The organism is Acetobacterium wieringae (assembly GCF_026646375.1).
GTDB lineage: Bacteria > Bacillota > Clostridia > Eubacteriales > Eubacteriaceae > Acetobacterium > Acetobacterium wieringae_A.
Genome location: NZ_JAIPPU010000004.1, coordinates 162,318 through 183,778, shown reverse-complemented (window position 1 = coordinate 183,778; position 21,461 = coordinate 162,318). Strand labels below are relative to the sequence as shown.

The window sequence follows — 21,461 nt, the reverse complement described above, 5'->3', positions numbered from 1 at the left end:
TTCTCTGCATTTCAGTTTCACTTCTAAAATCATACCAGAACAAAACATTTTTCTTATCATACTTTTTTTACCCTGATTTATCAAGAAGATTAGTTTCTTTATTGTAAATGATTAAAAGAATTTCAAATCTTCTTTATTTTATCTCGATATGTTATAATAATCAATTGCATAGATGATACGTGAAACAGCGATTAATAGGAACATGAGGTAAAAATGAATAAGAAACCAGAACTGTTGGCTCCGGCCGGAACCATGGCGGCGGTGATCGCAGCCATCAACGGCGGCGCAGATGCAGTCTATTTTGGTGGCAAATCCTTTAATGCCCGTCGTAATGCCGAAAACATGACGGACGAAGAAATAAAGGCGGCGGTCACCCTATGTCATCGACATGGGGTGAAAGTTTATGTCACCTTGAATATTTTAATCAAAAACTGTGAAATGGCAGAAGTGGTCAACACGCTTAATTTTTTAAAAACCCTTAACCTGGATGGCTTGATTGTTCAGGATATCGGGTTGATTTATCTACTTCGACATTATTTTCCGGAATTCAAACTGCAAACCAGTACCCAGGCTTCCGTTTATGGGTTGGAAGGGGTACTGTTTTTTCAGAAACTTGGTTTTTCCCGGGTGGTGTTGCCTCGAGAAATGGCATTAGCCCAGGTGGCCGATATTAAAAAGAAAACCAGAATTGAATTAAAAATATTCGCCCATGGAGCCTTGTGCTATGCCTATTCCGGTCAGTGCCTGATGAGCAGTATGATTGGCGGCCGTAGCGGTAACCGGGGGCTCTGCGCCCAACCCTGCCGGAAACATTACCAACTCTTTGATGAGAACGCTCGTCTGGTAAAGGAAGGCTATCTTATCAGTCCCAAGGACTTAAATATTTTGGATGCGCTTCCGGTCGTTAGCGCTTCTGGCGTGGATTCTTTAAAAATAGAAGGACGGATGAAAACACCGGAATATGTTTATGGAATCACCCGGGCTTATCGGGAAGGCATCGATGCTGCTGCCGGAGATGAGGTTGATCAAACCATCGATAATCGAGCCGTCATGCAGGTGTTTAACCGGGATTTCACCCGGGGCCATCTTTTTAATGAAGCAGATATTCTCAATGCTCAGGTGGGTAAGAACCGGGGTGTTTTAATTGGTCAGGTTGTCAGTCTTGCTAAAACTGCCAAAAATACAAATCATAAAAGCACCTATCAACCGCTGGGGATTCGTCTTTATGAGGATGTGCAACTCAATGTTGGGGATGGGTTATCCTTTGGCGAGGACGGCAAAACAGGAACCAGAGTCGATGCGATTTTCACTCCGTCGGGTCGCCGGTGTGAACGGGGTTCTGGTGGCGAAACCGTGGTCATTCCCTGTCGCTATGGGGTTTCGCCGGGAACACTGCTATACAAAAATTTCGATAAAAACTTGATGGACAGTCTTACAAAACGGGGCTCCCGTTCGCTTGATCAGCCAGCCTCGACAATCAATTTCAAACTGTTCCTGAAGCTCGATAAACCGGCAGAAATAGTCGCTTCTGCACAGGGGTGCGCAGTCACATATCGTGCTGATTTTTATCCCGAAGCACCACTAAAAAATCCCATTGATGAGGCGATGGTGCGGGAGCAAATTTCCCGGATCGGTGGCACTGGCTTCGAACTTGGTATCATTTCCATGGAATTGGATGATCAGGTTTTTCTATCCCGTAGTCAGTTAAACACCTTGCGTAAAGAAGTACTGATTAAACTGACACAGAAGCTGGCAGACACACGAAAAAATGCGGTCAATCCCGATTTGTTACATGCGACCATTACAAGTGTGCCATTGGAAAAAGAACTTTTTGTCAAATCGGAGCGGTTTAAAAAACTACAATTAGTTGGCGCAAAAAAACAGGTTTCATTAGCATTTGAAAAAATGCCGATGGACGACGTTTTAATGCAATTGGATGGATTGGATCAGGTTGTGTTACCTTTGTTGGGGGAAGGGGTAATAGAAAAGACTGCTCGCTTGAAGGATCGGGGAATTAAAGTTTTATTGAAGACGCCTAAAATTATGGATGACCAGATGACTAAAAAAGTGCGACAATTATTAAAAAAAGAGTTGAATCAGGATGGCTTTTTAATTGGTAATTATGAAGCGTTGCAACTGCTGAATAAAACATCATCTTATGTGGAGGCCGATTTGTCGTTTAACGTGTTTAATACCCTGGCAACTCGGGCATTAAAAGAGTGGGGTGTTGGTGGTGCCGTGTTATCGCCGGAACTTATTGAAACCGAGTTACAAGAAATTACCGAGCATTCTGAGATTGATATGGTGTTACCTGTTTATGGTGTTCAGGAGCTGATGGTCAGTAAAAAATGCCTGTTTGGCTGCAAAAATTGTCTGGAAAAGAAAAAAGGAACAACTGGTTTGTGTCATCGGGAGATGTCCGGTAAACTGCTCGATGAGCGGGGTTTCAGTTTCCCGGTGGAGCGGGATGATCAGGGCTTGATTCATGTCTATAATGGCGACACGCTATTTTTTAGAGAAGAAATCCTTGAATTGAAGTCCGTTGACACCTGGCGCATCTACTACCATAACGAAAATATCGAAAAGTTAAGAACCATCATCAGTTATTACCGACAGGGAATTTATGACAAGCATTGGGGTCTTCCCGAAGGGTTGGGAACTGAAGGAACCACCCGGGGGAGTTTTAGACGAGGCGTAAAATAGAGGAGTGAAATAATACATGGATCAAAGAAGCTTAAAGGTCTTGGAATATCATAAAATATTAAAAAGCCTGGGTGAACATTGCGTCACTCAGGGTGGGAAGGATCAGGCAAAGAATCTGTTGCCGCAAGAAAGTCTGGCAGCAGTTAATCGAGCCCTTGATTTAACCAATGAAAGTCTGGGGATGATCCTTCGCAATGGTCGGCCACCGCTGGCAGATGTACCAAACACGAGTGATTATGTCAAGCGTGCAGCCATTGGTTCGATGCTGTCAATGAAAGAGCTGTTGTCGATCGCCACGTTACTGCGGATTGCTCGGGATATGGATAATTATTATCATGGGGACACCCAGATGGATACCCTTGTTTTGCTCAAGGATCTGTTTACCTCACTGGAACCCTGTGAAGAATTGGAAAAAGAAATCAGCCGCAAAATCCTGGGACCCGAAGAAATGGCCGACAACGCCTCTCGTGAGCTGTCCCGGATTCGACGGGAGATGCAGTTTAAATACAAGCGGATCACTGAAAAACTGAATCAAATGATTAGTTCTACCACCTATGAAAAAGTCCTGCAGGAAAAAATCGTGACGATTCGGAACAATCGCTATGTCATTCCGGTTAAACAGGAATACCGTAGCCAGGTGCCGGGAATTGTACTGGATAAATCGGCCAGTGGAGCAACCCTGTTTATTGAGCCGATGGCAGTGGTGGAACTGAATAACGATATTAAAATTCTAGTTACCGAAGAAGAACACGAAATCACCCGGATTCTCAAAGATCTGACTCAGAAAGTCGCTGATTTGCGGGATGAAATTATCTGCAATTATGATGTGCTGGTGGATCTGGATTTTCAGTTTGGGAAGGGCAAGTATGGTTTGACCATTAATGGAGTCCGCACCAGTGTCTCGGAAACCGGGGCCATTGAGCTGCTTAGAGCCAAACATCCCTTGATTCCTGAAGACCAGGTTGTCGCCTCGGATATATATTTTTCCGCAGGCATTGATACAATGGTGATCACTGGGCCCAACACCGGGGGAAAAACGGTCTCATTAAAAACCATCGGACTATTGAATTTGATGGTACAGTCCGGATTGTTTATCCCGGTTCGGGAGGGCAGCAAAACCCGGATTTTTGGGGATATCTTTGCCGATATCGGGGATGAACAAAGCATTGAGCAAAGCCTGAGTACCTTTTCATCGCACATGACCAATATCGTGACAATTATGAATAAGGCTGATCATAACTCACTGGTATTATTTGATGAACTGGGTGCTGGTACCGACCCGACCGAAGGAGCCGCTCTGGCCATTTCGATTTTAAATGCCCTTCATCTACGTCGGGTAACCAGTGTCTCCACCACCCATTACAGCGAACTCAAGGAATACGCCCTGGTCACCCCGGGGGTTGTCAATGCCAGCGTCGAGTTTGATGTCAAAACGCTGCGGCCCACCTATCGCCTGTTAATCGGCGTGCCGGGAAAATCCAATGCCTTTGAAATTGCCATTCGCCTGGGGTTGGGTGAGGAAATTATTGAAAATGCCCGGGAGCTGATTAAGAATGAAGCCATTCGCTTTGAAGAAACCCTGATTAAAATTGATGAAAAGCGGCGTCGCACTGAAGCGGAGCATGATGCCATTATTCGCCTGAAGCAGGAAACCGAAGCGCTGAAACGCCAAATGGATCAGGAAAAGCAGAAATTTGAAAATGAACAAAAAGCACTGCTGCAAAAAGCCCAGGAAGAAGCAATGGAAATTGTTAAGAAAACCCGAGCCGAGACCGAAGAGATTTACCGGGAAATTCGAACCATTCAGGAAACGACGACTGCATCGATCAAAGACAATAAAGAATTGGAAGCGATTCGCAAGCGGATCAAAGAAAAAGAGAAAAATCTCTATCAGTTTGGTAGCCGACCTAAAGATTATCAGGGGGCGGCTTTAGAAATGGATGACCTGCGTGTTGGGATGAAGGTTTATATCAATAGCCTGCGTCGTGAGGGAGAGGTGTTAAACCTGATTCCCAACGAGAATAAAGCCATGGTTCAGTCTGAGATGATTAAGCTGAAGGTTGATGTCGGGGATTTGAGCATTTCAACGACCCTGGCCAAGCCGGAAGAAAAAAAGGTGACCTTTAAAAAGGTCGAGCGTCATGTGATGGAGACCAAGCTTGATCTTCGTGGGAAAAATGGCGAAGAATCCTTGTTTTTGGTGGATAAAATGATTGGGGATGCGATGCTTTCAGGCAACAAGCAGCTGGTGATTGTTCACGGTAAAGGCACCGGCAGGCTCCGGGAGATTATTCATGAATACTTAAAAACAAACCCGCTGATTGAAGATTTTCGCTTGGGGGCCATGAACGAAGGCGGCTCTGGGGTAACCATTGTCAATCTCTAGGCATGAGGCGAAGTGATCCAGTCGAAGCGATAATGTTCATGAAGCAGAGGACTCGTTTTGCAAAAAATTGACAGAAACATCGATTAATAATACAATTAGTGGGAAAATTTTGCAGACCTATTGAATTTTGGAGGAATTATGATTTTATCGGATAAAACCATTTATAAATATCTGGAAAGTGGGGAGCTGGTCATTGATCCATTGGAACAGGGGCAAGTACAGCCAGCCTCGGTGGACATTCGTTTGGGAACCAGTTTTTTAAAGCTGGATGAAAATAATTTTGAGGCTATGTCCTTGACAGATGAAATTAAGTATATTTCCATGGAAGCGGATGAAATCATTATTCCGTCTAATTCTTTTCTTTTGGCAACCACCATGGAATACATCAAGCTACCCTGCAATCTGACTGCCTTTGTGGAAGGGCGCAGCTCAATCGGTCGGATGGGGTTATTTATTCAGAATGCCGGTTGGGTAGACCCGGGTTTTGAAGGAGAGATTACCCTGGAGCTTTATAACGCCAATCGTTTACCGATTAAACTGGAAAAGGGCCGACGGATTTGCCAGCTGGTTTTTGCCCAAATGGACGATATGGCATTAAACCCCTATCAGGGGAAATATCAGGGCCAGCGTTCAGCAGTGGGAAGCCGGATTTTTTTGGATGAGGAATGCTAATTCAAATTGCCAAAGACCGGATCGTGTGAGAGAAGGAACGATACAATGAAAGAAATATATCTAGATAACGCAGCAACTACCAGGGTTCATCCCCAGGTTGCGCAAAAGATGACGGACACCCTGATTAACAATTATGGGAATCCCTCATCCCTCCATCGCCTAGGGATTCGCAGTGAACAAGCCATTAAGGAAGTTCGGGAATTAATCGCTAAAAACCTGAACTGTCAAACCCAGGAAATCTATTTTACCTCCGGTGGGACAGAAGGAAACAATATGATTATTCAGGGGGTGGTGGAGAATAAAAAACGGGAGCGGATGCGGATTATCACCTCAGCCATCGAGCACCCCTCGGTACTGGATGTGTTTACCTTTTATCAGAACCATCAGATAGAGGTGGTGGTTCTAGGAGTTGATGTTCAGGGACATATTGATTTAACTAAGCTGCAAGCGGCTATGAATGAAGATACCATTCTGGTCAGTATTATGGGGGTAAATAACGAGTTGGGAACCATTCAGGATCTCAAAGCGATTGGCAAAATCGTTAAGGCGGTTAATGCCAAGTGTATTTTTCATGCTGACTTTGTTCAGGGTTTTATGAAAATTCCCATCGATGTGAAGGCCAGTATGCTCGATGCCCTGACTCTGTCTGGTCACAAGATTTTCGGGCCAAAAGGCGTGGGTGCCGTTTATCTTAAAAAAGGTATCGACATTAAACCCCTGCTACGGGGAGGTGGACAGGAAAACAATCTTCGTTCAGGCACGGAAAATGTTCCGGGGATTGTTGGCTTTGGTGAAGCCATTCGTTTACGAAGTGACGCATTTATGGAAGAGTATGAAGCGATCCGAAACTTGCGTACTGACTTTATCAATGAATTAGAGACAAAAATTGATGACATCAAAATCAACGGTGATCCTAACGGCAGTCCCTATGTACTTAATGTTTCATTTAACCGGGTTCGGGGCGAAGTACTGCTGCACAGCCTTGAATCCAAGGGAATATTTGTTTCCACCGGCTCAGCCTGTTCGTCGCATAAAAAGGAGAAACAGTATGTCCTTAAAGCCATCGGGCTGGCCGAAGAATACAAAGAAGGAACCATTCGCATTAGCTTTTCAAAAGACATTACCAACGATGATGTTAAAACAGCAGTGGCCGCCATTGCCCAGGCAGTCAGTAGCTTGCGGCTGTTGATTAAGCCAAACAAAAATAGATGACAGGAGCAAAAAAATTAATGGAACATGTTATTCTGGTTCGCTATGGGGAGATTGCCCTGAAAGGGTTGAACCGAAATTATTTTATCGAATTATTGGCAAAAAATATTCGAAATACCCTGAGAAGTTTACCATCGGCGAAAGTTAAAAAAATTCAGGGACGTCTGATTGTCAATGTGAGTGATGAAGATCTGGATCGGGCGATGGAACGGGTGCAAAAAGTATTTGGGATTGTGTCCATCAGTCCGGCCATTGTTATTGACAGTGAAATTAAGACAATTGAAGAAAATGCCATTGAACAGGTGCGGTCCACCGAAGGAATAAAAACCTTTAAGATTACCGCTAAGCGGGGGGATAAAACCTTCCCGATTAAATCACCGGATCTGTGTTGCCGTCTGGGCGAAGTAGTTCTGGACAACATTGAAGGGATTACGGTGGATCTTCATAACCCAGACCTGAATCTGTGGGTGGAGGTTCGCGAACAAACCTATATGTATCACCAGTTTATCCCCTGTAACGGCGGCTTGCCAGTGGGCTGCAGCGGTAAAGCAGCACTGCTTTTGTCCGGCGGGATTGACAGTCCGGTGGCTGGCTATCTGATGGCCAAGCGGGGGGTGGAAGTCATCGGGGTCTATTTCCACAGCTTCCCTTTCACCAGTGACCGGACCAAGGAAAAGGTTATTGATCTGGCTAAAATCATGAGCCAGTATTGTGGCAAGATCAAACTTTTTGTAGTGCCTTTTACTGAGATCCAGACCAAAATTGTGGAGATGTGCCCGGAACGGCAAACCACCATCATCATGCGTCGTTACATGATGCGGATTGCTGAGATGATTGCTCACAACGAAGGCGCCAAGGCGCTGATTACCGGAGAAAGTCTGGGGCAGGTGGCCAGCCAGACAATGGAAGGACTGGGAGCTACCAATGCGGTAGCCGAGCTGCCGGTTTTTCGACCACTGATTGGTTTTGATAAAACCGAAATTGTCAAAATTGCCGAAACCATCGGCACCTTTGAAACTTCGATTCTGCCCTACGAAGATTGCTGTACCATTTTTGTGCCCAAACATCCGGAAACCAAACCCAAGGTTTCGGAGATGCTCCGCTCCGAAGAAAAAATTGCGGAAATGATGGGTGCGATGATGGAAACCGCCGTGGCCGAATCCGAAGTGGTCAAACTCTAGGAGAAACTTAAACACCCGTATCGACCAATGACCAAGGGGTCAGACCCTTGTTAATCTGTTGTAAGCGCACACTATGAGAAATTCGCTACGCTACTTTCTCATAAGTCGCGAGCAGTCGCCAACTACATGCAAGCTTGTGATTAGCTCATTGCTTTTGCGCAATTCGTACAGTTGCAAAATCAGTGTTGAGTAAGCAAACACGAATTGTCCGCAACTGTTCGCCTTGAGGCACACAACATGATGTAACAATTGTCGGTACTACGCTAGCCCTTTGTCTATAACATAAAACCAGGCAATCCTTTTGCCTGGTTTTTGTGTTATAATAAGACACCCTAATAAATCAAAGGAAAAAATAATGGCAGATAATAATAAAAGTGGCATTCGCCAAAGCTATATCAATGAACTGAACGACCTGATTGGTTATCAAATGGAAAATCAGGTACTTCTGGATGAATACGTTCTGGAAATTTTAAAACGGCTGACCCTGATTACGAAACGAGAGGTGTTGATCTGCACCAATGATAAAAACCGGGTTCAATGGGTAAATATTGGTGATGCATCCACCGTTAATATCGGCAATGCGGAAATGCTCTACCATGTCAAGGCTCTCAATAAATACCGGGTCATTCACACCCATCCCGGTGGTAATCCGCGGCTGTCGGCCGAAGATTTTTCGGCGGCTAAAAAACAGAGCCTCCAGTGCATTATTGCCATCGGTGTCGATGAAAAAATACCGACCAGCTTTAGCATTGGGGTACCGGTGGTGGAAGCAGGAACCATGGAGTATGGTCAGGGCCTTTTCAAAACGCTGAAGGAACTGAATAAGTTTCCGCTGGAACACTATATCCTGCTGGCTGACCGGTTTATTAAAGATGACCCGAATAACTGTTTCGATACTGAGGATGAAGAGGAACGGGCATTACTGATCGGATTGGATCTGCCGGGAAATAAGGGCATTGAACTGGTGGATTCGATGGAAGAATTACGGCAACTGGTTAAGACGGCCGGCGGTATTGTGGAGGAAGTGGTTTGTCAGTCAAAAAGTCAGATCGATCCAACTTTTTATGTGGGTAAAGGTAAGCTCCAGGAATTGATCAAGGTGATTCAGAATCATGACATTAACCTGGTTGTCGCCAATGACGAACTCAATTCCCGGCAGATTGCCAACATTGAAGCTGCCACCGGCACCAAAACTGTCGATCGCACCACCATTATTCTGGATATCTTTGCCCGTCATGCCAAAACCAAAGAAGGCAAGCTTCAGGTGGAGCTGGCCCAGCAGAAATACCGGATGAGTCATCTAAAAGGTCTCGGGATTGTAATGTCCCGGACTGGCGGCGGTATTGGTACCCGGGGTCCCGGTGAAAAGAAACTGGAAACGGATCGCCGCCATATCCGCAAACAGTTAGAAGAGCTGGAAGCCCGGATTGAACGGATCAATAAAAGTAATCAGCTTAACGCTGTCCAGCGCAGCAAAAATAAAATTAAAACGGTCAGCTTAATTGGTTATACCAACTCTGGTAAGAGTACCCTGTTTAATCGGCTGACTCAAAGTGAAGTGGTGACTAAAGACGGTCTTTTTATTACCCTCGATTCGACCCTGCGAAAGGTTGATTCCGAATATGGGGAGTATTTGGTCTCAGACACCGTCGGCTTTATTGATAAACTGCCCCATGACTTAATTAAGGCCTTTAAAACCACGTTGATGGAAGTGGAAACCGCTGATTTGCTACTGCATGTGGTGGATGTGTCCAATCATAATTATGAAGCTCAGATCAAGGTGGTCAATCAAGTGCTTTCAGATATTGGGGCCGGTAATAAAAAAGTCATAATGATTTATAATAAAATTGACAAGCTGACTCTGGAAGAACAGGATGCCTTGTTGCTAAAGAATCAGGTGGCGGTTGAGGAACTCGCACTGTATATTTCGGCGAAAGAAGGAATGGCAATCGAGAGCCTCTTTGAAATTATCAATCGGGTGCTGGTAGGAGAAAAATGGGAAATGCAGCTGCTGATCCCTTATGATGACAATAGATCTCTGGCACTTCTGCATGAGATGAAGGTGGTTTTGGAGATCGATTATCAGACAGATGGCAATTTGGTGACCATCGAAATGACTGATGATTTTCCAACCCATATTTTTGAAAAGTATCAGGTGACAGAGGTATAAGTGTGGAAGATTATAAAACAGTATTAATTTCTGATGAAACGGAGATTGAAGTCAAAAAGTCCCGCTTTATCAATATGGTTTTTCATATTGAAACCGAAGCGGAAGCAGATGCGATTCTGGCTGAAATCCGCAAGAAGCACTATAAGGCCACCCATGTCTGCTGGGCTTATGTGCTTAACACTAATCCCCGGCGTCAAAAAGCCAGTGATGACGGCGAACCTTCCGGCACCGCCGGAAAACCGATTCTGGAGGTCATTGATCATCGTGAGCTCAAAGATATATTGGTGGTGGTCATTCGCTATTTTGGCGGCGTGAAGCTGGGGACTGGCGGCCTGATCCGAGCTTATGGCGGCGGCGCCAGTGATGTCCTGAATCATTGTACCATGATCAAGAAGCAGTTTTCAGATCAATTGGAAGTGGTGGTCAGTTACTCCAGCTATGGGGGTTTGAGCAACGGTTTAGTGGAACGGGAGGTGATTCCGGTAAATGAAGATTTTGGCGAAAATGTCACCCTTTTTTTTCAGATACCGGTGGCGGATACAAGCGAATTCTTAGCCTGGATCGAGGATAAAACCAATGGCACTGCCCAGATTATTCGTGGTGAACCAGCTTTTGTGGATGTTGTTTTTACTTTATAACAACAATGATTCTAAAACCGTTGTTGTTATAAAGTAAAAGGTTTCGAAAGAGATGCATCGTTAGATAAATAACTAACGAGCGAAACCCTTTACAAATGCCAAAAAGTTGGATATAATTGCCATAGTAAAAAATTAATACTGAGTTTTAAATTAGCATGAATACAATAATGTATTTTAGTTTAAAACAAAGAATAAAAATATCGAGGGTTTACTTTCGATATTTTTTCTTTTTTTGCAAAAATTTCCAGTCAGGAAAATTTCTGTGGCACTCTAAAGGTTTATTCGTTATAATAGCTAGGCTTACACGCACATTCAACCAGGAAGGACCAGGATATGAGTAAAAACAACCGGATCGTATTTCTCTTTAAGCTACTGTTGCTGGCTTATTTGGGATTTCTATTTATATTGACACTATTACCCGATGCTTCAAATATTACCTATGAGACCACTGTGAACTTGATACCACTGACTACGATTGATAACTTTTTTTATGACATTATGGTTAATGGCTTTATTGATTGGGAGTTTTTGGCGACCAAACCAACAAATCCAACTGAAATTCTTTTATACACCTTTACCGATTCTTTTAAAAACCTTGCTGGAAACATTATCTTGTTTTTACCGCTGGGTTTTCTATATCCATTAGCACGAAAAAATAAGGTTGGCTTCTTCCATGCCTTTGTGGTGATACTGGGAACTACCTGCGCCATTGAGCTGATCCAGTATTTATTTTTAACCAGCCGTCGGGCGGATATCGATGATATTATTTTAAATCTGATTGGTGGTTTGATTGGCTATCTGGTTTATAAATGGATTGAGTAGTGAATGAGGGGGAAAGATGGCGAAGAAAAAAAGTATTTTTATCTGTCAGAGCTGTGGTTATGAATCACCCAAATGGATGGGAAAATGTCCTGAGTGCGGGCAGTGGAATAGCATGGTGGAAGAGTTGGATTTTTCTAAGCAGGGAAGCAAGGATACTATCCGGGAACGGGGTGTATATTCTAAACCGAAGTCCCTGGCGGAAATAACCTATACCGGCGATACCCGCTATCCGACCTGCAATGAAGAGTTTGATCGGGTTCTGGGTGGTGGGATTGTTCCTGGGGGGATGATTTTGCTAGGCGGTGACCCGGGAATCGGGAAATCGACGCTGCTGCTCCAGACCACTGAAGCCCTGGGAAATCAGGGCTATAAGATTTTATATATTTCCGGCGAAGAGTCGGAACAGCAATTAAAAATGCGAGCCGAGCGAATGCAGGTAAAATCGGAAAAGATTGCATTCCTATCGGAGATTAATATTCCCTATCTGCTGACGATTATTCTAGAAGAGCGGCCGGATATTGTCATTATCGATTCGATTCAGACCATGTACAGCCCGGACATCAGTTCAGCCCCGGGAAGTGTCAGCCAGATTCGGGAAAATACCGGAGCATTGATGCAATTGGCCAAAAAAGATAATATCGCAATGGTGTTGGTGGGGCATGTCACCAAAGATGGTGCCATTGCCGGGCCGCGGGTGCTGGAACATATGGTAGATACGGTGCTTTATTTTGAGGGCGAAAAATATCATGCCTATCGGATTCTTAGAGGAGTCAAAAATCGTTTTGGTTCCACCAATGAAATCGGCATTTTTGAAATGACTGAAAATGGGTTGCAGTCGGTAGCCAATCCATCTGAGATGATGCTCGATAGCCGTCCCGAAAATACCTGTGGATCAGTGGTGGTGCCCTGTATTGAGGGATCCCGGCCGTTGTTGATTGAGCTGCAGGGTCTGGTTTCACCGACTGGATTTGGAAATCCCCGGCGGATGGCGACGGGTATGGATTATAACCGGATGGTATTATTGCTGGCGATTATGGAAAAACGGCTGGGAATTCAGATGCAGTCAGTGGATGCCTACATCAATGTGGTGGGTGGCATCAAGGTGGATGAGCCAGCTCTTGATTTGGGTGTGATTGCCGTACTTTATTCCAGCCTCCGGGATTTTCAGATCCCCGGTGATCTGATGATTCTGGGTGAGGTGGGATTAACCGGTGAAGTGCGTAATATTCAGCACATCGAAAAACGCTTGATCGAAGGAAAAAAACTGGGCTTTAAACGCTGCATTATCCCCAAAGGTAACCAGAAAGGGTTGAAGATGGTTGGAATGACGATTCTCCCGGTGGATAATATTCGTTCGGCCCTGGACATTTTACTGTAGAACATCCGGTGGGTTGATATAAGTGAATTTGACTGCTTGTTTCCAACAAAAATTTATCCTTTGATTTCCGTAGAAAACCGTGTATAATTAGGTTATCCCAAAGTGTTCGTTTTTACTTTATTTTTGAACCTACATCAATACTCAGGGAGTCTGATTGTTCGCTGGCAGATGTTAGGCCTCATTATATCAGTGGAAAACAGAAACTAGAGACAAGACACCCACCTAGCTTTCGCTAGGGCGTCAAAAATGGAGTACGACACGTTGGGATAGCACCTAAGGGTGCTTTTTTTGTGGTTGTATTATTTTTTTGTTTTGGTACAATGGGTAAAGTATGTTTGAATTTTGAAGGAGGGCTTATGTACGAATATATGATCGGGAGCTTGGAAGAACAAGCCATGGATTATGTGGTTATTGATCAAAACCGCATGGGATATAAGGTAAAGGTGTCGACCAATACATTAAATGAGCTGCCGAGTCTGCATTCGGAGGTCAAGCTGCACCTTCATCAGGTGATCAAAGAAGACGAGGTTTCGCTTTATGGGTTTGCCACCACCGATGAACGGGAGATTTTCAGAACCATGATCGGTATTTCAGGGATCGGCCCCAAAGCCGCTATGGGACTTTTGTCTCAGTTTAGCCGTAATGAGCTGATTGGACATATTGTCAACGATGATCCCAAAAGCATTGCCAAGGCTCCTGGGATTGGCATAAAAACAGCCAGCCGGATTATCCTGGAGCTGAAGGATCGCTACAAGGATGTTTCAGTCGGAGATCTGAAGACTGTTTCGTTACAGGCTAAAGATGACACTGTTACCCAGGCTATTAACGGACTAGTGGGATTGGGTTATAGTATATCGGAAGCTTCCGATATGGTAGCCCGGGCATTTACCCCCGAGAGTAGCATTGAAGCACTGATCACCGGAGCGCTTCGCTCGGCTAATCCATTGAAGGGACGGTCGTCATGAAAGAACGAATCATCACCTCCGATTTTACGGAATTGGATGTTGAAATAGAGAAAAATTTAAGACCTCAGGGTCTGGACGAGTATATCGGGCAGGAAAAAGTAAAAAAGCAGATGGGTATTTTTATCAAAGCTGCTCAGAAACGAAAAGAAAGTCTGGATCATGTGCTTTTATACGGACCGCCGGGGCTGGGAAAAACCACCCTGGCCAATATCATCGCTCGGGAAATGGGGGTCGGAATCAAAACCACTTCCGGCCCAGCCATTGAAAAGGCTGGCGATCTGGCGGCTATTCTGACCAGTTTAAAAGAGGGTGATATTCTCTTTATTGATGAAATCCACCGGCTTCAACGTTCGGTCGAGGAGGTTTTATACCCGGCGATGGAAGACTATGCTCTGGATATCATCATCGGCAAAGGCCCAGGTGCCCGTTCGATCCGATTGGAGTTGCCGCCCTTTACCCTGATTGGTGCCACCACCCGGGTAGGGCTGCTAACCTCACCGTTACGGGATCGCTTTGGGGTGATCCAGCGACTGGAGCTTTATAACCCAGAGGAACTGGCCACCATTATTCGCCGTTCATCCGGCATTATTGGTGTCGAAATGGATGATGAAGGATCGATGGAACTGGCCATTCGTTCCCGGGGAACACCTCGAATTGCCAACCGGCTATTAAAACGGGTTCGGGACTATTGTGAAATCGAAGGTCGGGGCATTATTGACCTGAAGTCCACTCAGGAAGCTTTGGATCTTTTTGAAGTGGATGCCGTTGGGCTGGATGAGATCGACCGGATCATGTTAAAAACCATTATAGAGAAATTTGATGGTGGACCGGTAGGAATCGATACCCTGGCGGCTGCCATTGGTGAAGAAAAAAACACCATCGAAGAGGTTTATGAACCCTATCTGATTCAACTGGGGTTTCTGTCCAAAACACCTCGCGGTCGGGTGATCACCAATCGTGGGTATGCCCATTTGGGATTGGAGGATTGTGTGAATGAGGCACATAGTCCGCAACAGTTAAAAATAAATTTCTATGACAATGAGGAAGGTATTGATGAATAAAACGGACTTTTATTATGATCTCCCGGACGAACTGATTGCCCAATGTCCCCTGGAAAAAAGAGACAACTCGCGGTTAATGGTAATCAATCGCAAGAAAAACACGATCGAAGATCATCATTTTTTTGAGATAACAAACTATTTGCGGCCTGGAGATTTACTGGTGATGAACAACACCAAGGTATTACCGGGACGATTGTTTGGCACCCGGGAGGATACCGGTGGTAAGGTGGAGATCCTGTTGCTCCGGCATCTGTCCCAGAAAGACTGGGAAATCATGGTTAAGCCGGGAAAACGGGCCCGGGTTGGTGCCCGGATCGTTTTTAGTCCCGAGCTAAAGGGCGAAATCACGGGAACTACCCAGGGTGGTCTGCGAATTATCAGTTTTGAATATTCCGGTGTTTTTGAGGAAATCATCGATGAGATCGGTCTGATGCCGGTACCGCCCTACATTCATGAAACCTTGACAGATAATAACCGCTACCAGACTGTTTATGCCAAGCGGGAAGGCTCCTCAGCAGCTCCTACCGCCGGGCTTCATTTCACCCCTGATCTGCTTCAAAAAATTGAAGAGATGGGGGTGGAGATCGCTGAGGTGACGCTTCATGTGGGTATAGGCACCTTTCGTCCGGTTAAATGTGAGGTGATCGAAGAACATCATATGCACGAAGAATATTATGAGGTGCCGGAAGAAACCGCCAGGGCTGTCAAACGAACCAAAGAACGGGGCGGCCGGGTTATCGCAGTGGGTACCACCTCGGTGCGAACCCTGGAGAGTAATGCCAAGCTGCATGACGGGGTGGTGACCGCTTACACTGGGGTCACCGATATTTTTATTTATCCGGGCTATGAATGGGAGGTAGTGGATGCTTTGATCACTAATTTCCACCTGCCCGAATCGACCCTGCTGATGCTAGTCTCGGCTTTTTATAACCGGGAAGCGATTATGAAAGCCTATCAAACGGCCATTGACTGGAAATATCGTTTTTTCAGCTTTGGGGACGCCTTGTTTATTGAGTGAAAAATAGGAGAACAGAATGAGCGAATTTCGTTATGAATTGATTAAGGAGTGTAAGGACACTGGAGCCAGACTGGGAAAGATCCATACCAAGCGGGGGATTATCAATACCCCGATTTTTATGCCAGTGGGAACCCAGGCGACGGTGAAGTCCCTGTCCTCCGAAGATTTAGTGGAGATGGATGCCAATATAATTCTGGGTAATACCTACCATCTTTATCTGAGGCCCGGCCAGGAGATTATGGATAAGGCTGGCGGGATTCACAAGTTTATGAACTGGAACCGGCCAGTACTTACTGACAGCGGCGGCTTTCAGGTATTTTCTTTAAATGACTTAAGAAAGATCACTGAAGATGGCGTTGAATTTATTTCACACCTGGATGGCTCCCGACATTTTATGACCCCGGAAAAGGCCATTGATATGCAAAATTCCATCGGGGCCGATATCATCATGTGTTTTGATGAGTGCGCCCCGGCTGGCGCCGATTATGAGTATACCAAGAAATCCATGGAAATGACCACCCGCTGGGCGCAGCGTTGTAAAGAGGCTCATAAGCGACCCGAGGATCAGGCTTTGTTTGGGATTGTTCAGGGGGGGATGTTTGCCGATCTGCGGGCGCAAAGTGTAAAACAACTCACTGACATTGGTTTTCCAGGATATTCCATTGGCGGACTCAGTGTGGGGGAACCTAAAGATGTGATGTATAAGATGCTGGATGCCACCACTCCGCTGCTACCAAAAGACAAGCCTCGCTATTTAATGGGGGTGGGTTCGCTGGATGCACTGTTTGAAGGCACGATTCGGGGTATTGATATGTTTGATTGCGTCCTCCAGAGTCGGATTGCCAGAAACGGCACCGCTTTTACCAGTCATGGTAAGGTGGTAGTTCGTAATGCTACCTACAAGGAAGATTTTACACCCGTTGATTCGGAATGTGATTGTTTCGTTTGCCGAAACTACACCCGGGCTTACATCCGTCATCTGATTAAAACCAATGAAATTTTAGGGGCCAGGTTATTGACATATCATAATTTATACTTTACACTTGTAACGATGAAGAAAATTCGACAGGCCATAATGGATGACAATTTATTAGCCTATAAGGATGCTTTCTTTGAAAAATTCGGTATAACTGAATAAAGATGAAGGAGAATGTGAATGTTTGGAATTGATTTTACATTAATTCTCCCGCTGATTTTAGTACTGGTGTTTTTTTATTTCTTTGTTTTACGACCACAACAAAAACAGCAAAAAGAGATTAAAGAAATGCGATCCAGTATGAAACCAGGGGATGAGATTATTACAATTGGCGGATTTTATGGAATCGTCTATGCGATTGGTGAAGAAAATGTCACCATCGAATTATTGCCAGATTATCATAAGGCGTTGATTACCAAATCGGCTATTGCCCGAATTGTCAATGTTGGGGACGCTGTTGTAGCAACAGAAGATGACAATTTTGAAGAACTGGAAGATCTGGATAATGAAGAAATCGTTGTCGATGCTGAATTTGAAGAAATCGACGAATACAAAAAATAAAGAGAACTGACCATCACTCGGCGATCCGGATTTTAGCGGGTGTGCCGGTAATTGTCGGGAATAACTATTTTTGAAGGGAGTGAACAATTTGAAGCACATTAAAATCATTAAAGAAGGTAAACTCACAGATGTGAAGAACAGAGGATGCGGGGAATGTCAAACTTCCTGTCAATCTGCCTGTAAAACATCCTGCACGGTAGGAAATCAAAAATGCAAACAAACGACTGAAAAATAATAAACAAGCCTGAAAGGGGCTGTCTCGTAAGAGATAGTCCCTTTTTTCATGATGGGAGAAAAAATGATACATAAATATAAAAAGAATGGTCTCAATATTGTTTTGGACGTGGATACCAGCACAGTACTGACGGTTGACGAACTGACATTTGAAGTACTGGATCACTATGAAGATAAAACCAGAGCCGAAATCATTGCCAGCTATCAAAAAAAATATTCACTGATCGAACTCAACGAATGCCTGAATGAATTGGACGATGTCAAAGCGGCAGGGCTATTGTTCCGGGAAATGAACTATCAACGGGAAAACTACGCCAATGAAGATCTGATCAAGGCTTTATGCCTACATGTCGCCCATGACTGCAATTTGAAATGCGCTTATTGCTTTGCTGCGCAAGGTGACTTTGATGGTGAAAAACTGCTGATGCCGTTGGAAGTTGGTAAAAAAGCCATCGATTTTATTATTAAACAGTCCAAAAACCGAAAAAACCTGGAAGTTGATTTCTTCGGTGGCGAACCGCTGATGAATCTGGATGTGGTTAAACAATTAGTGGTATATGGCAAAGCAATGGCCGCCAAAAACAATAAGCAATTTAAATTCACAATGACCACGAATGGGGTGCTGTTAAATGCCGAAACCCGGGAATATCTTAACGAGACCATGGATAATATTGTGCTTAGTCTGGATGGTCGAAAAGAAGTCAATGATCAGATGCGGCAAACGATCAATGATCAGGGCTCTTTCGATGTGATTATCGACAACATTAAAGCCATGGCTGAAATGCGGGGCGATAAAGATCATTATGTCCGGGGAACCTATACGCATCACAACTTGGATTTTGCCAAGGATGTTCAGTTTTTGGCTTCAGAGGGTTTTAAAAGTATTTCCGTGGAACCTGTGGTGGCTGAGGCAACTCACGATTATGCTCTGACTGAGTCCGATCTCCCCACTATAATGGCAGAATATGATGCGCTGGCTTTGGACTACCTGAAGCGCCATGAAGCGGGACTACACTATAACTTTTTCCATTTTAATGTTGATCTGGATCATGGCCCCTGCGTTTACAAACGGCTATCCGGATGTGGAGCGGGTAAGGATTATGTGGCAGTGACGCCGGAAGGGGACATCTACCCCTGCCATCAGTTTGTTGGCAATGAAGCATTTAAAATGGGGGATGTGAGTAATGGCATCACCAATGATGCAATCAAAAAAATTTTTGATGCCGGAAATCTGCTGGAAAAAGAAGATTGCCAAAGCTGTTGGGCAAAATATTTCTGCGGCGGTGGCTGTCATGCCAATGCCTATAACTTTAACGGCACCATTATGAAACCGCATTTCGTTAGTTGTGAAATTGAGCGGCGGCGGGTGGAAAACGCCATTATGATTTCAATTATTGAAAACGAACAGGAATAAGCTGTTACGGTCGTTTGGACTACCGTACCGACCAGTTGTTAATCGGGTGTTCGATTCCGCAACAGGCGACATTGTTAACAATTGTTGGTACAGGCCAGTTGGAACACACAAAACCATTAAGTGTCACCTGGTTTTTTGACAAGAATGGATATTTATGGTAGATTAAGGTATCTACATTAAACAAACCTTCAGATTACTCTGCGACTTGAAGAATCATATCAGCACAGCAAAATCAAAAAATAAAATCATAACATTCATTCAAAACAACATCTAAAACCATCTACAACCCATGGAGGCACATATTGGAAAAGAAATCACTGGAAGATTTGACGGTTGTTGAATTGCGTAAACAGGCGGAAAGTCTGGGTATCGAAAAAACCAGCCGACTTAAAAAAATTGAGTTGATTGAGGCCATCGAAGAAAAAATGGAGTCCTCGGCAGATCAATTAGCGCATCAACAGCATCATCACGCCCATCATCATGAGATAAAGGAAAAAGAAGGATTGACAGACAGTAAAGAAATATCGGAAAAAACGCCAGCTGAAAAAATTACTCCTGAAAAACAGCCAGCTCAAACCCATTCGCGGATCGCGAATGGGTCAAACGGTGCCCGATCACCCTATTATAAGATCAAAGATTCCATGGATAATGTGGTGGTGGTGGAAGGAAATCTGGAAATCCTGCCGGAAGGTTTTGGTTTTGTTAAAAACAAAGAGATGAAATCCAATGAGGAATTCGTCTATATTTCCGGTTCGCAAATCCAGAAGTTCAAACTGGAAACCGGGGATGTCTTAAGCGGCAAGGTGCGACCGCCTAAGACTGGCGAAAAATACTCAGCGATGCTGTTTTTGGAAAAGGTCAACGGCACCAAAACGGCAGACATCATTCAAAAAATCAACAGTATGCTCTATGTTGATGATAAAAAGGATCGGGATCGCTTTAAAAATTCCCAGGAAGGAATACTGGATGTCAACCCCGATGGTTTTGGGTTTCTTCGAACCAACCATTATCTATCTGGCGACCATGATATCTATGTTCCAGCCAATCAAATCCGACGATTTAATCTGCGGACTGGTGACAAAGTTGTCGGTAAGATTAAGATGTCCAGTGAGAATGAAAAGTTTGATGCGTTACTTTATGTCGAAACGGTTAATGGCGCTATTCCCGAAAGAATTGCCAATCGACCGCGATTTGAACGATTGACACCAATTTTTCCGGAGCAGCGGATCACTCTGGAAACGACCCAGGATGTAGTGTCAACCAGGATGATTGATCTCTTTTCTCCGATGGGTAAAGGTCAGCGTGGACTGATTGTGGCCCCGCCGAAGGCGGGCAAGACGATTCTCCTAAAGGAAATTGCCAATGGCATCACCACCAATCACCCAGAAATCGAACTGATTATTCTGTTGGTTGATGAACGGCCGGAAGAAGTCACCGATATGAAACGATCCATCGATGCCGATATTGTTTTTTCGACCTTTGATCAGCCCCCGGAAAATCACATCAAGGTGGCTGAAATTGTTCTGGAACGGGGCAAACGCCTGGTTGAACAGGGCAAAGACGTGGTGATCCTGGTTGATAGTTTAACCCGGCTGACCCGGGGTAACAACCTGGTGGTATCGCCCTCAGGTCGGACGTTGTCTGGTGGTCTGGATCCGGAAGCGTTATTCTTCCCCAAAAAATTCTTTGGTTCGGCCCGAAACGTGGAAGAAGGTGGCAGTCTGACGATTCTGGCCACCGCCCTGGTGGATACCGGCAGCCGAATGGATGATATCATCTTTGAAGAATTCAAGGGGACTGGCAATATGGAATTACATTTGGAGCGGGAACTGGCGGAGCGACGGATCTACCCGGCCATCAACCTAAACCGTTCCGGTACCCGTCGAGAAGAGAAGCTGTTATCCAACGAAGAGCTGAAAGTCAGCTTTGATATTCGCAAGCTTTACAAGGGAACCACGGTTTATGATCTCACCGATAAGATTATTTCGATTCTGGAACGCACCAAAGACAATGAAGCATTTATGAAAAAATTTATTGATAAATATAAGGCACAAAATATTTGATCTTTTAAGA

Annotated in this window: 17 protein-coding genes and 1 other RNA gene; all 18 read left to right on the top strand. The window is 44.7% G+C overall.

Annotated elements, in window-relative coordinates:
* The first annotated feature begins 213 nt into the window (after nucleotides 1–213).
* The 18 genes from Q7P33_RS05630 to rho all read left to right on the top strand — a co-directional run bounded on the left by Q7P33_RS05630 (nucleotide 214) and on the right by rho (nucleotide 21,451).
* The gene (locus tag Q7P33_RS05630) at nucleotides 214–2,703 is read left to right on the top strand and encodes a U32 family peptidase (protein ID WP_303868251.1); all 2,490 of its coding nucleotides are present in this window, start codon (nucleotides 214–216) and stop codon (nucleotides 2,701–2,703) included.
* A 16-nt stretch (nucleotides 2,704–2,719) separates the two neighbouring features.
* A complete protein-coding gene (locus tag Q7P33_RS05625; protein ID WP_303868250.1) occupies nucleotides 2,720–5,089 on the top strand; it encodes an endonuclease MutS2 in 2,370 nt (789 codons plus the stop codon).
* A gap of 138 nt (nucleotides 5,090–5,227) precedes the next feature.
* Complete coding sequence (dcd, locus tag Q7P33_RS05620) at nucleotides 5,228–5,761, top strand: dCTP deaminase (RefSeq protein ID WP_070370070.1); 534 nt, start codon at nucleotides 5,228–5,230, stop codon at nucleotides 5,759–5,761.
* Nucleotides 5,762–5,806: 45 nt separating this feature from the next.
* Nucleotides 5,807–6,973, top strand: a complete 1,167-nt coding sequence (locus tag Q7P33_RS05615) for a cysteine desulfurase family protein (RefSeq protein ID WP_303868248.1) — start codon at nucleotides 5,807–5,809, stop codon at nucleotides 6,971–6,973.
* 17 nt (nucleotides 6,974–6,990) lie between these two features.
* Nucleotides 6,991–8,151, top strand: coding sequence for a tRNA uracil 4-sulfurtransferase ThiI (gene thiI, locus Q7P33_RS05610; RefSeq protein ID WP_303868246.1), 1,161 nt, complete (start codon nucleotides 6,991–6,993; stop codon nucleotides 8,149–8,151).
* A gap of 355 nt (nucleotides 8,152–8,506) precedes the next feature.
* A complete protein-coding gene (gene hflX / locus Q7P33_RS05605) occupies nucleotides 8,507–10,321 on the top strand; it encodes a GTPase HflX (RefSeq protein WP_303868245.1) in 1,815 nt (604 codons plus the stop codon).
* A 2-nt stretch (nucleotides 10,322–10,323) separates the two neighbouring features.
* The gene (locus Q7P33_RS05600; RefSeq protein ID WP_303868244.1) at nucleotides 10,324–10,959 is read left to right on the top strand and encodes a YigZ family protein; all 636 of its coding nucleotides are present in this window, start codon (nucleotides 10,324–10,326) and stop codon (nucleotides 10,957–10,959) included.
* Nucleotides 10,960–11,292: 333 nt separating this feature from the next.
* A complete protein-coding gene (locus Q7P33_RS05595) occupies nucleotides 11,293–11,781 on the top strand; it encodes a VanZ family protein (RefSeq protein WP_303868243.1) in 489 nt (162 codons plus the stop codon).
* Nucleotides 11,782–11,797: 16 nt separating this feature from the next.
* On the top strand, nucleotides 11,798–13,159 hold the full coding sequence (gene radA / locus Q7P33_RS05590; protein WP_303868241.1) for a DNA repair protein RadA: 1,362 nt from the start codon (nucleotides 11,798–11,800) through the stop codon (nucleotides 13,157–13,159).
* Nucleotides 13,160–13,250: 91 nt separating this feature from the next.
* A non-coding RNA gene (gene ssrS / locus Q7P33_RS05585) (6S RNA) lies at nucleotides 13,251–13,431 on the top strand.
* Between the two features lie 84 nt (nucleotides 13,432–13,515).
* Nucleotides 13,516–14,124 (top strand): Holliday junction branch migration protein RuvA, encoded by a 609-nt coding sequence (ruvA, locus tag Q7P33_RS05580; RefSeq protein ID WP_303868240.1) that lies wholly within the window; start codon nucleotides 13,516–13,518, stop codon nucleotides 14,122–14,124.
* The gene (ruvB, locus tag Q7P33_RS05575; protein WP_303868239.1) at nucleotides 14,121–15,185 is read left to right on the top strand and encodes a Holliday junction branch migration DNA helicase RuvB; all 1,065 of its coding nucleotides are present in this window, start codon (nucleotides 14,121–14,123) and stop codon (nucleotides 15,183–15,185) included. The genes ruvA and ruvB overlap by 4 nt, the downstream gene beginning before the upstream one ends.
* A complete protein-coding gene (queA, locus tag Q7P33_RS05570; protein WP_303868238.1) occupies nucleotides 15,178–16,203 on the top strand; it encodes a tRNA preQ1(34) S-adenosylmethionine ribosyltransferase-isomerase QueA in 1,026 nt (341 codons plus the stop codon). Before ruvB ends, queA begins: the two co-directional genes overlap by 8 nt.
* A gap of 16 nt (nucleotides 16,204–16,219) precedes the next feature.
* Entirely contained in the window at nucleotides 16,220–17,341 is a 1,122-nt protein-coding gene (gene tgt / locus Q7P33_RS05565) for a tRNA guanosine(34) transglycosylase Tgt (protein WP_303868237.1), read from the top strand.
* An 18-nt stretch (nucleotides 17,342–17,359) separates the two neighbouring features.
* A complete protein-coding gene (gene yajC, locus Q7P33_RS05560) occupies nucleotides 17,360–17,740 on the top strand; it encodes a preprotein translocase subunit YajC (RefSeq protein WP_303868235.1) in 381 nt (126 codons plus the stop codon).
* An 88-nt stretch (nucleotides 17,741–17,828) separates the two neighbouring features.
* Nucleotides 17,829–17,975, top strand: coding sequence for a six-cysteine ranthipeptide SCIFF (gene scfA, locus Q7P33_RS05555; RefSeq protein ID WP_083837856.1), 147 nt, complete (start codon nucleotides 17,829–17,831; stop codon nucleotides 17,973–17,975).
* 63 nt (nucleotides 17,976–18,038) lie between these two features.
* The gene (gene scfB, locus Q7P33_RS05550; RefSeq protein ID WP_303868232.1) at nucleotides 18,039–19,388 is read left to right on the top strand and encodes a thioether cross-link-forming SCIFF peptide maturase; all 1,350 of its coding nucleotides are present in this window, start codon (nucleotides 18,039–18,041) and stop codon (nucleotides 19,386–19,388) included.
* A 302-nt stretch (nucleotides 19,389–19,690) separates the two neighbouring features.
* Complete coding sequence (gene rho / locus Q7P33_RS05545; protein WP_303868231.1) at nucleotides 19,691–21,451, top strand: transcription termination factor Rho; 1,761 nt, start codon at nucleotides 19,691–19,693, stop codon at nucleotides 21,449–21,451.
* The last annotated feature ends 10 nt before the right edge of the window (nucleotides 21,452–21,461 follow it).

Coding starts and splice junctions, on each gene's coding strand:
- Q7P33_RS05630 (WP_303868251.1), top strand. CDS start 214: ATGAATAAGAAACCAGAACTGTTGGCTCCGGCCGGAACCATGGCGGCG.
- Q7P33_RS05625 (WP_303868250.1), top strand. CDS start 2,720: ATGGATCAAAGAAGCTTAAAGGTCTTGGAATATCATAAAATATTAAAA.
- dcd (WP_070370070.1), top strand. CDS start 5,228: ATGATTTTATCGGATAAAACCATTTATAAATATCTGGAAAGTGGGGAG.
- Q7P33_RS05615 (WP_303868248.1), top strand. CDS start 5,807: ATGAAAGAAATATATCTAGATAACGCAGCAACTACCAGGGTTCATCCC.
- thiI (WP_303868246.1), top strand. CDS start 6,991: ATGGAACATGTTATTCTGGTTCGCTATGGGGAGATTGCCCTGAAAGGG.
- hflX (WP_303868245.1), top strand. CDS start 8,507: ATGGCAGATAATAATAAAAGTGGCATTCGCCAAAGCTATATCAATGAA.
- Q7P33_RS05595 (WP_303868243.1), top strand. CDS start 11,293: ATGAGTAAAAACAACCGGATCGTATTTCTCTTTAAGCTACTGTTGCTG.
- radA (WP_303868241.1), top strand. CDS start 11,798: ATGGCGAAGAAAAAAAGTATTTTTATCTGTCAGAGCTGTGGTTATGAA.
- ruvA (WP_303868240.1), top strand. CDS start 13,516: ATGTACGAATATATGATCGGGAGCTTGGAAGAACAAGCCATGGATTAT.
- ruvB (WP_303868239.1), top strand. CDS start 14,121: ATGAAAGAACGAATCATCACCTCCGATTTTACGGAATTGGATGTTGAA.
- queA (WP_303868238.1), top strand. CDS start 15,178: ATGAATAAAACGGACTTTTATTATGATCTCCCGGACGAACTGATTGCC.
- tgt (WP_303868237.1), top strand. CDS start 16,220: ATGAGCGAATTTCGTTATGAATTGATTAAGGAGTGTAAGGACACTGGA.
- yajC (WP_303868235.1), top strand. CDS start 17,360: ATGTTTGGAATTGATTTTACATTAATTCTCCCGCTGATTTTAGTACTG.
- scfB (WP_303868232.1), top strand. CDS start 18,039: ATGATACATAAATATAAAAAGAATGGTCTCAATATTGTTTTGGACGTG.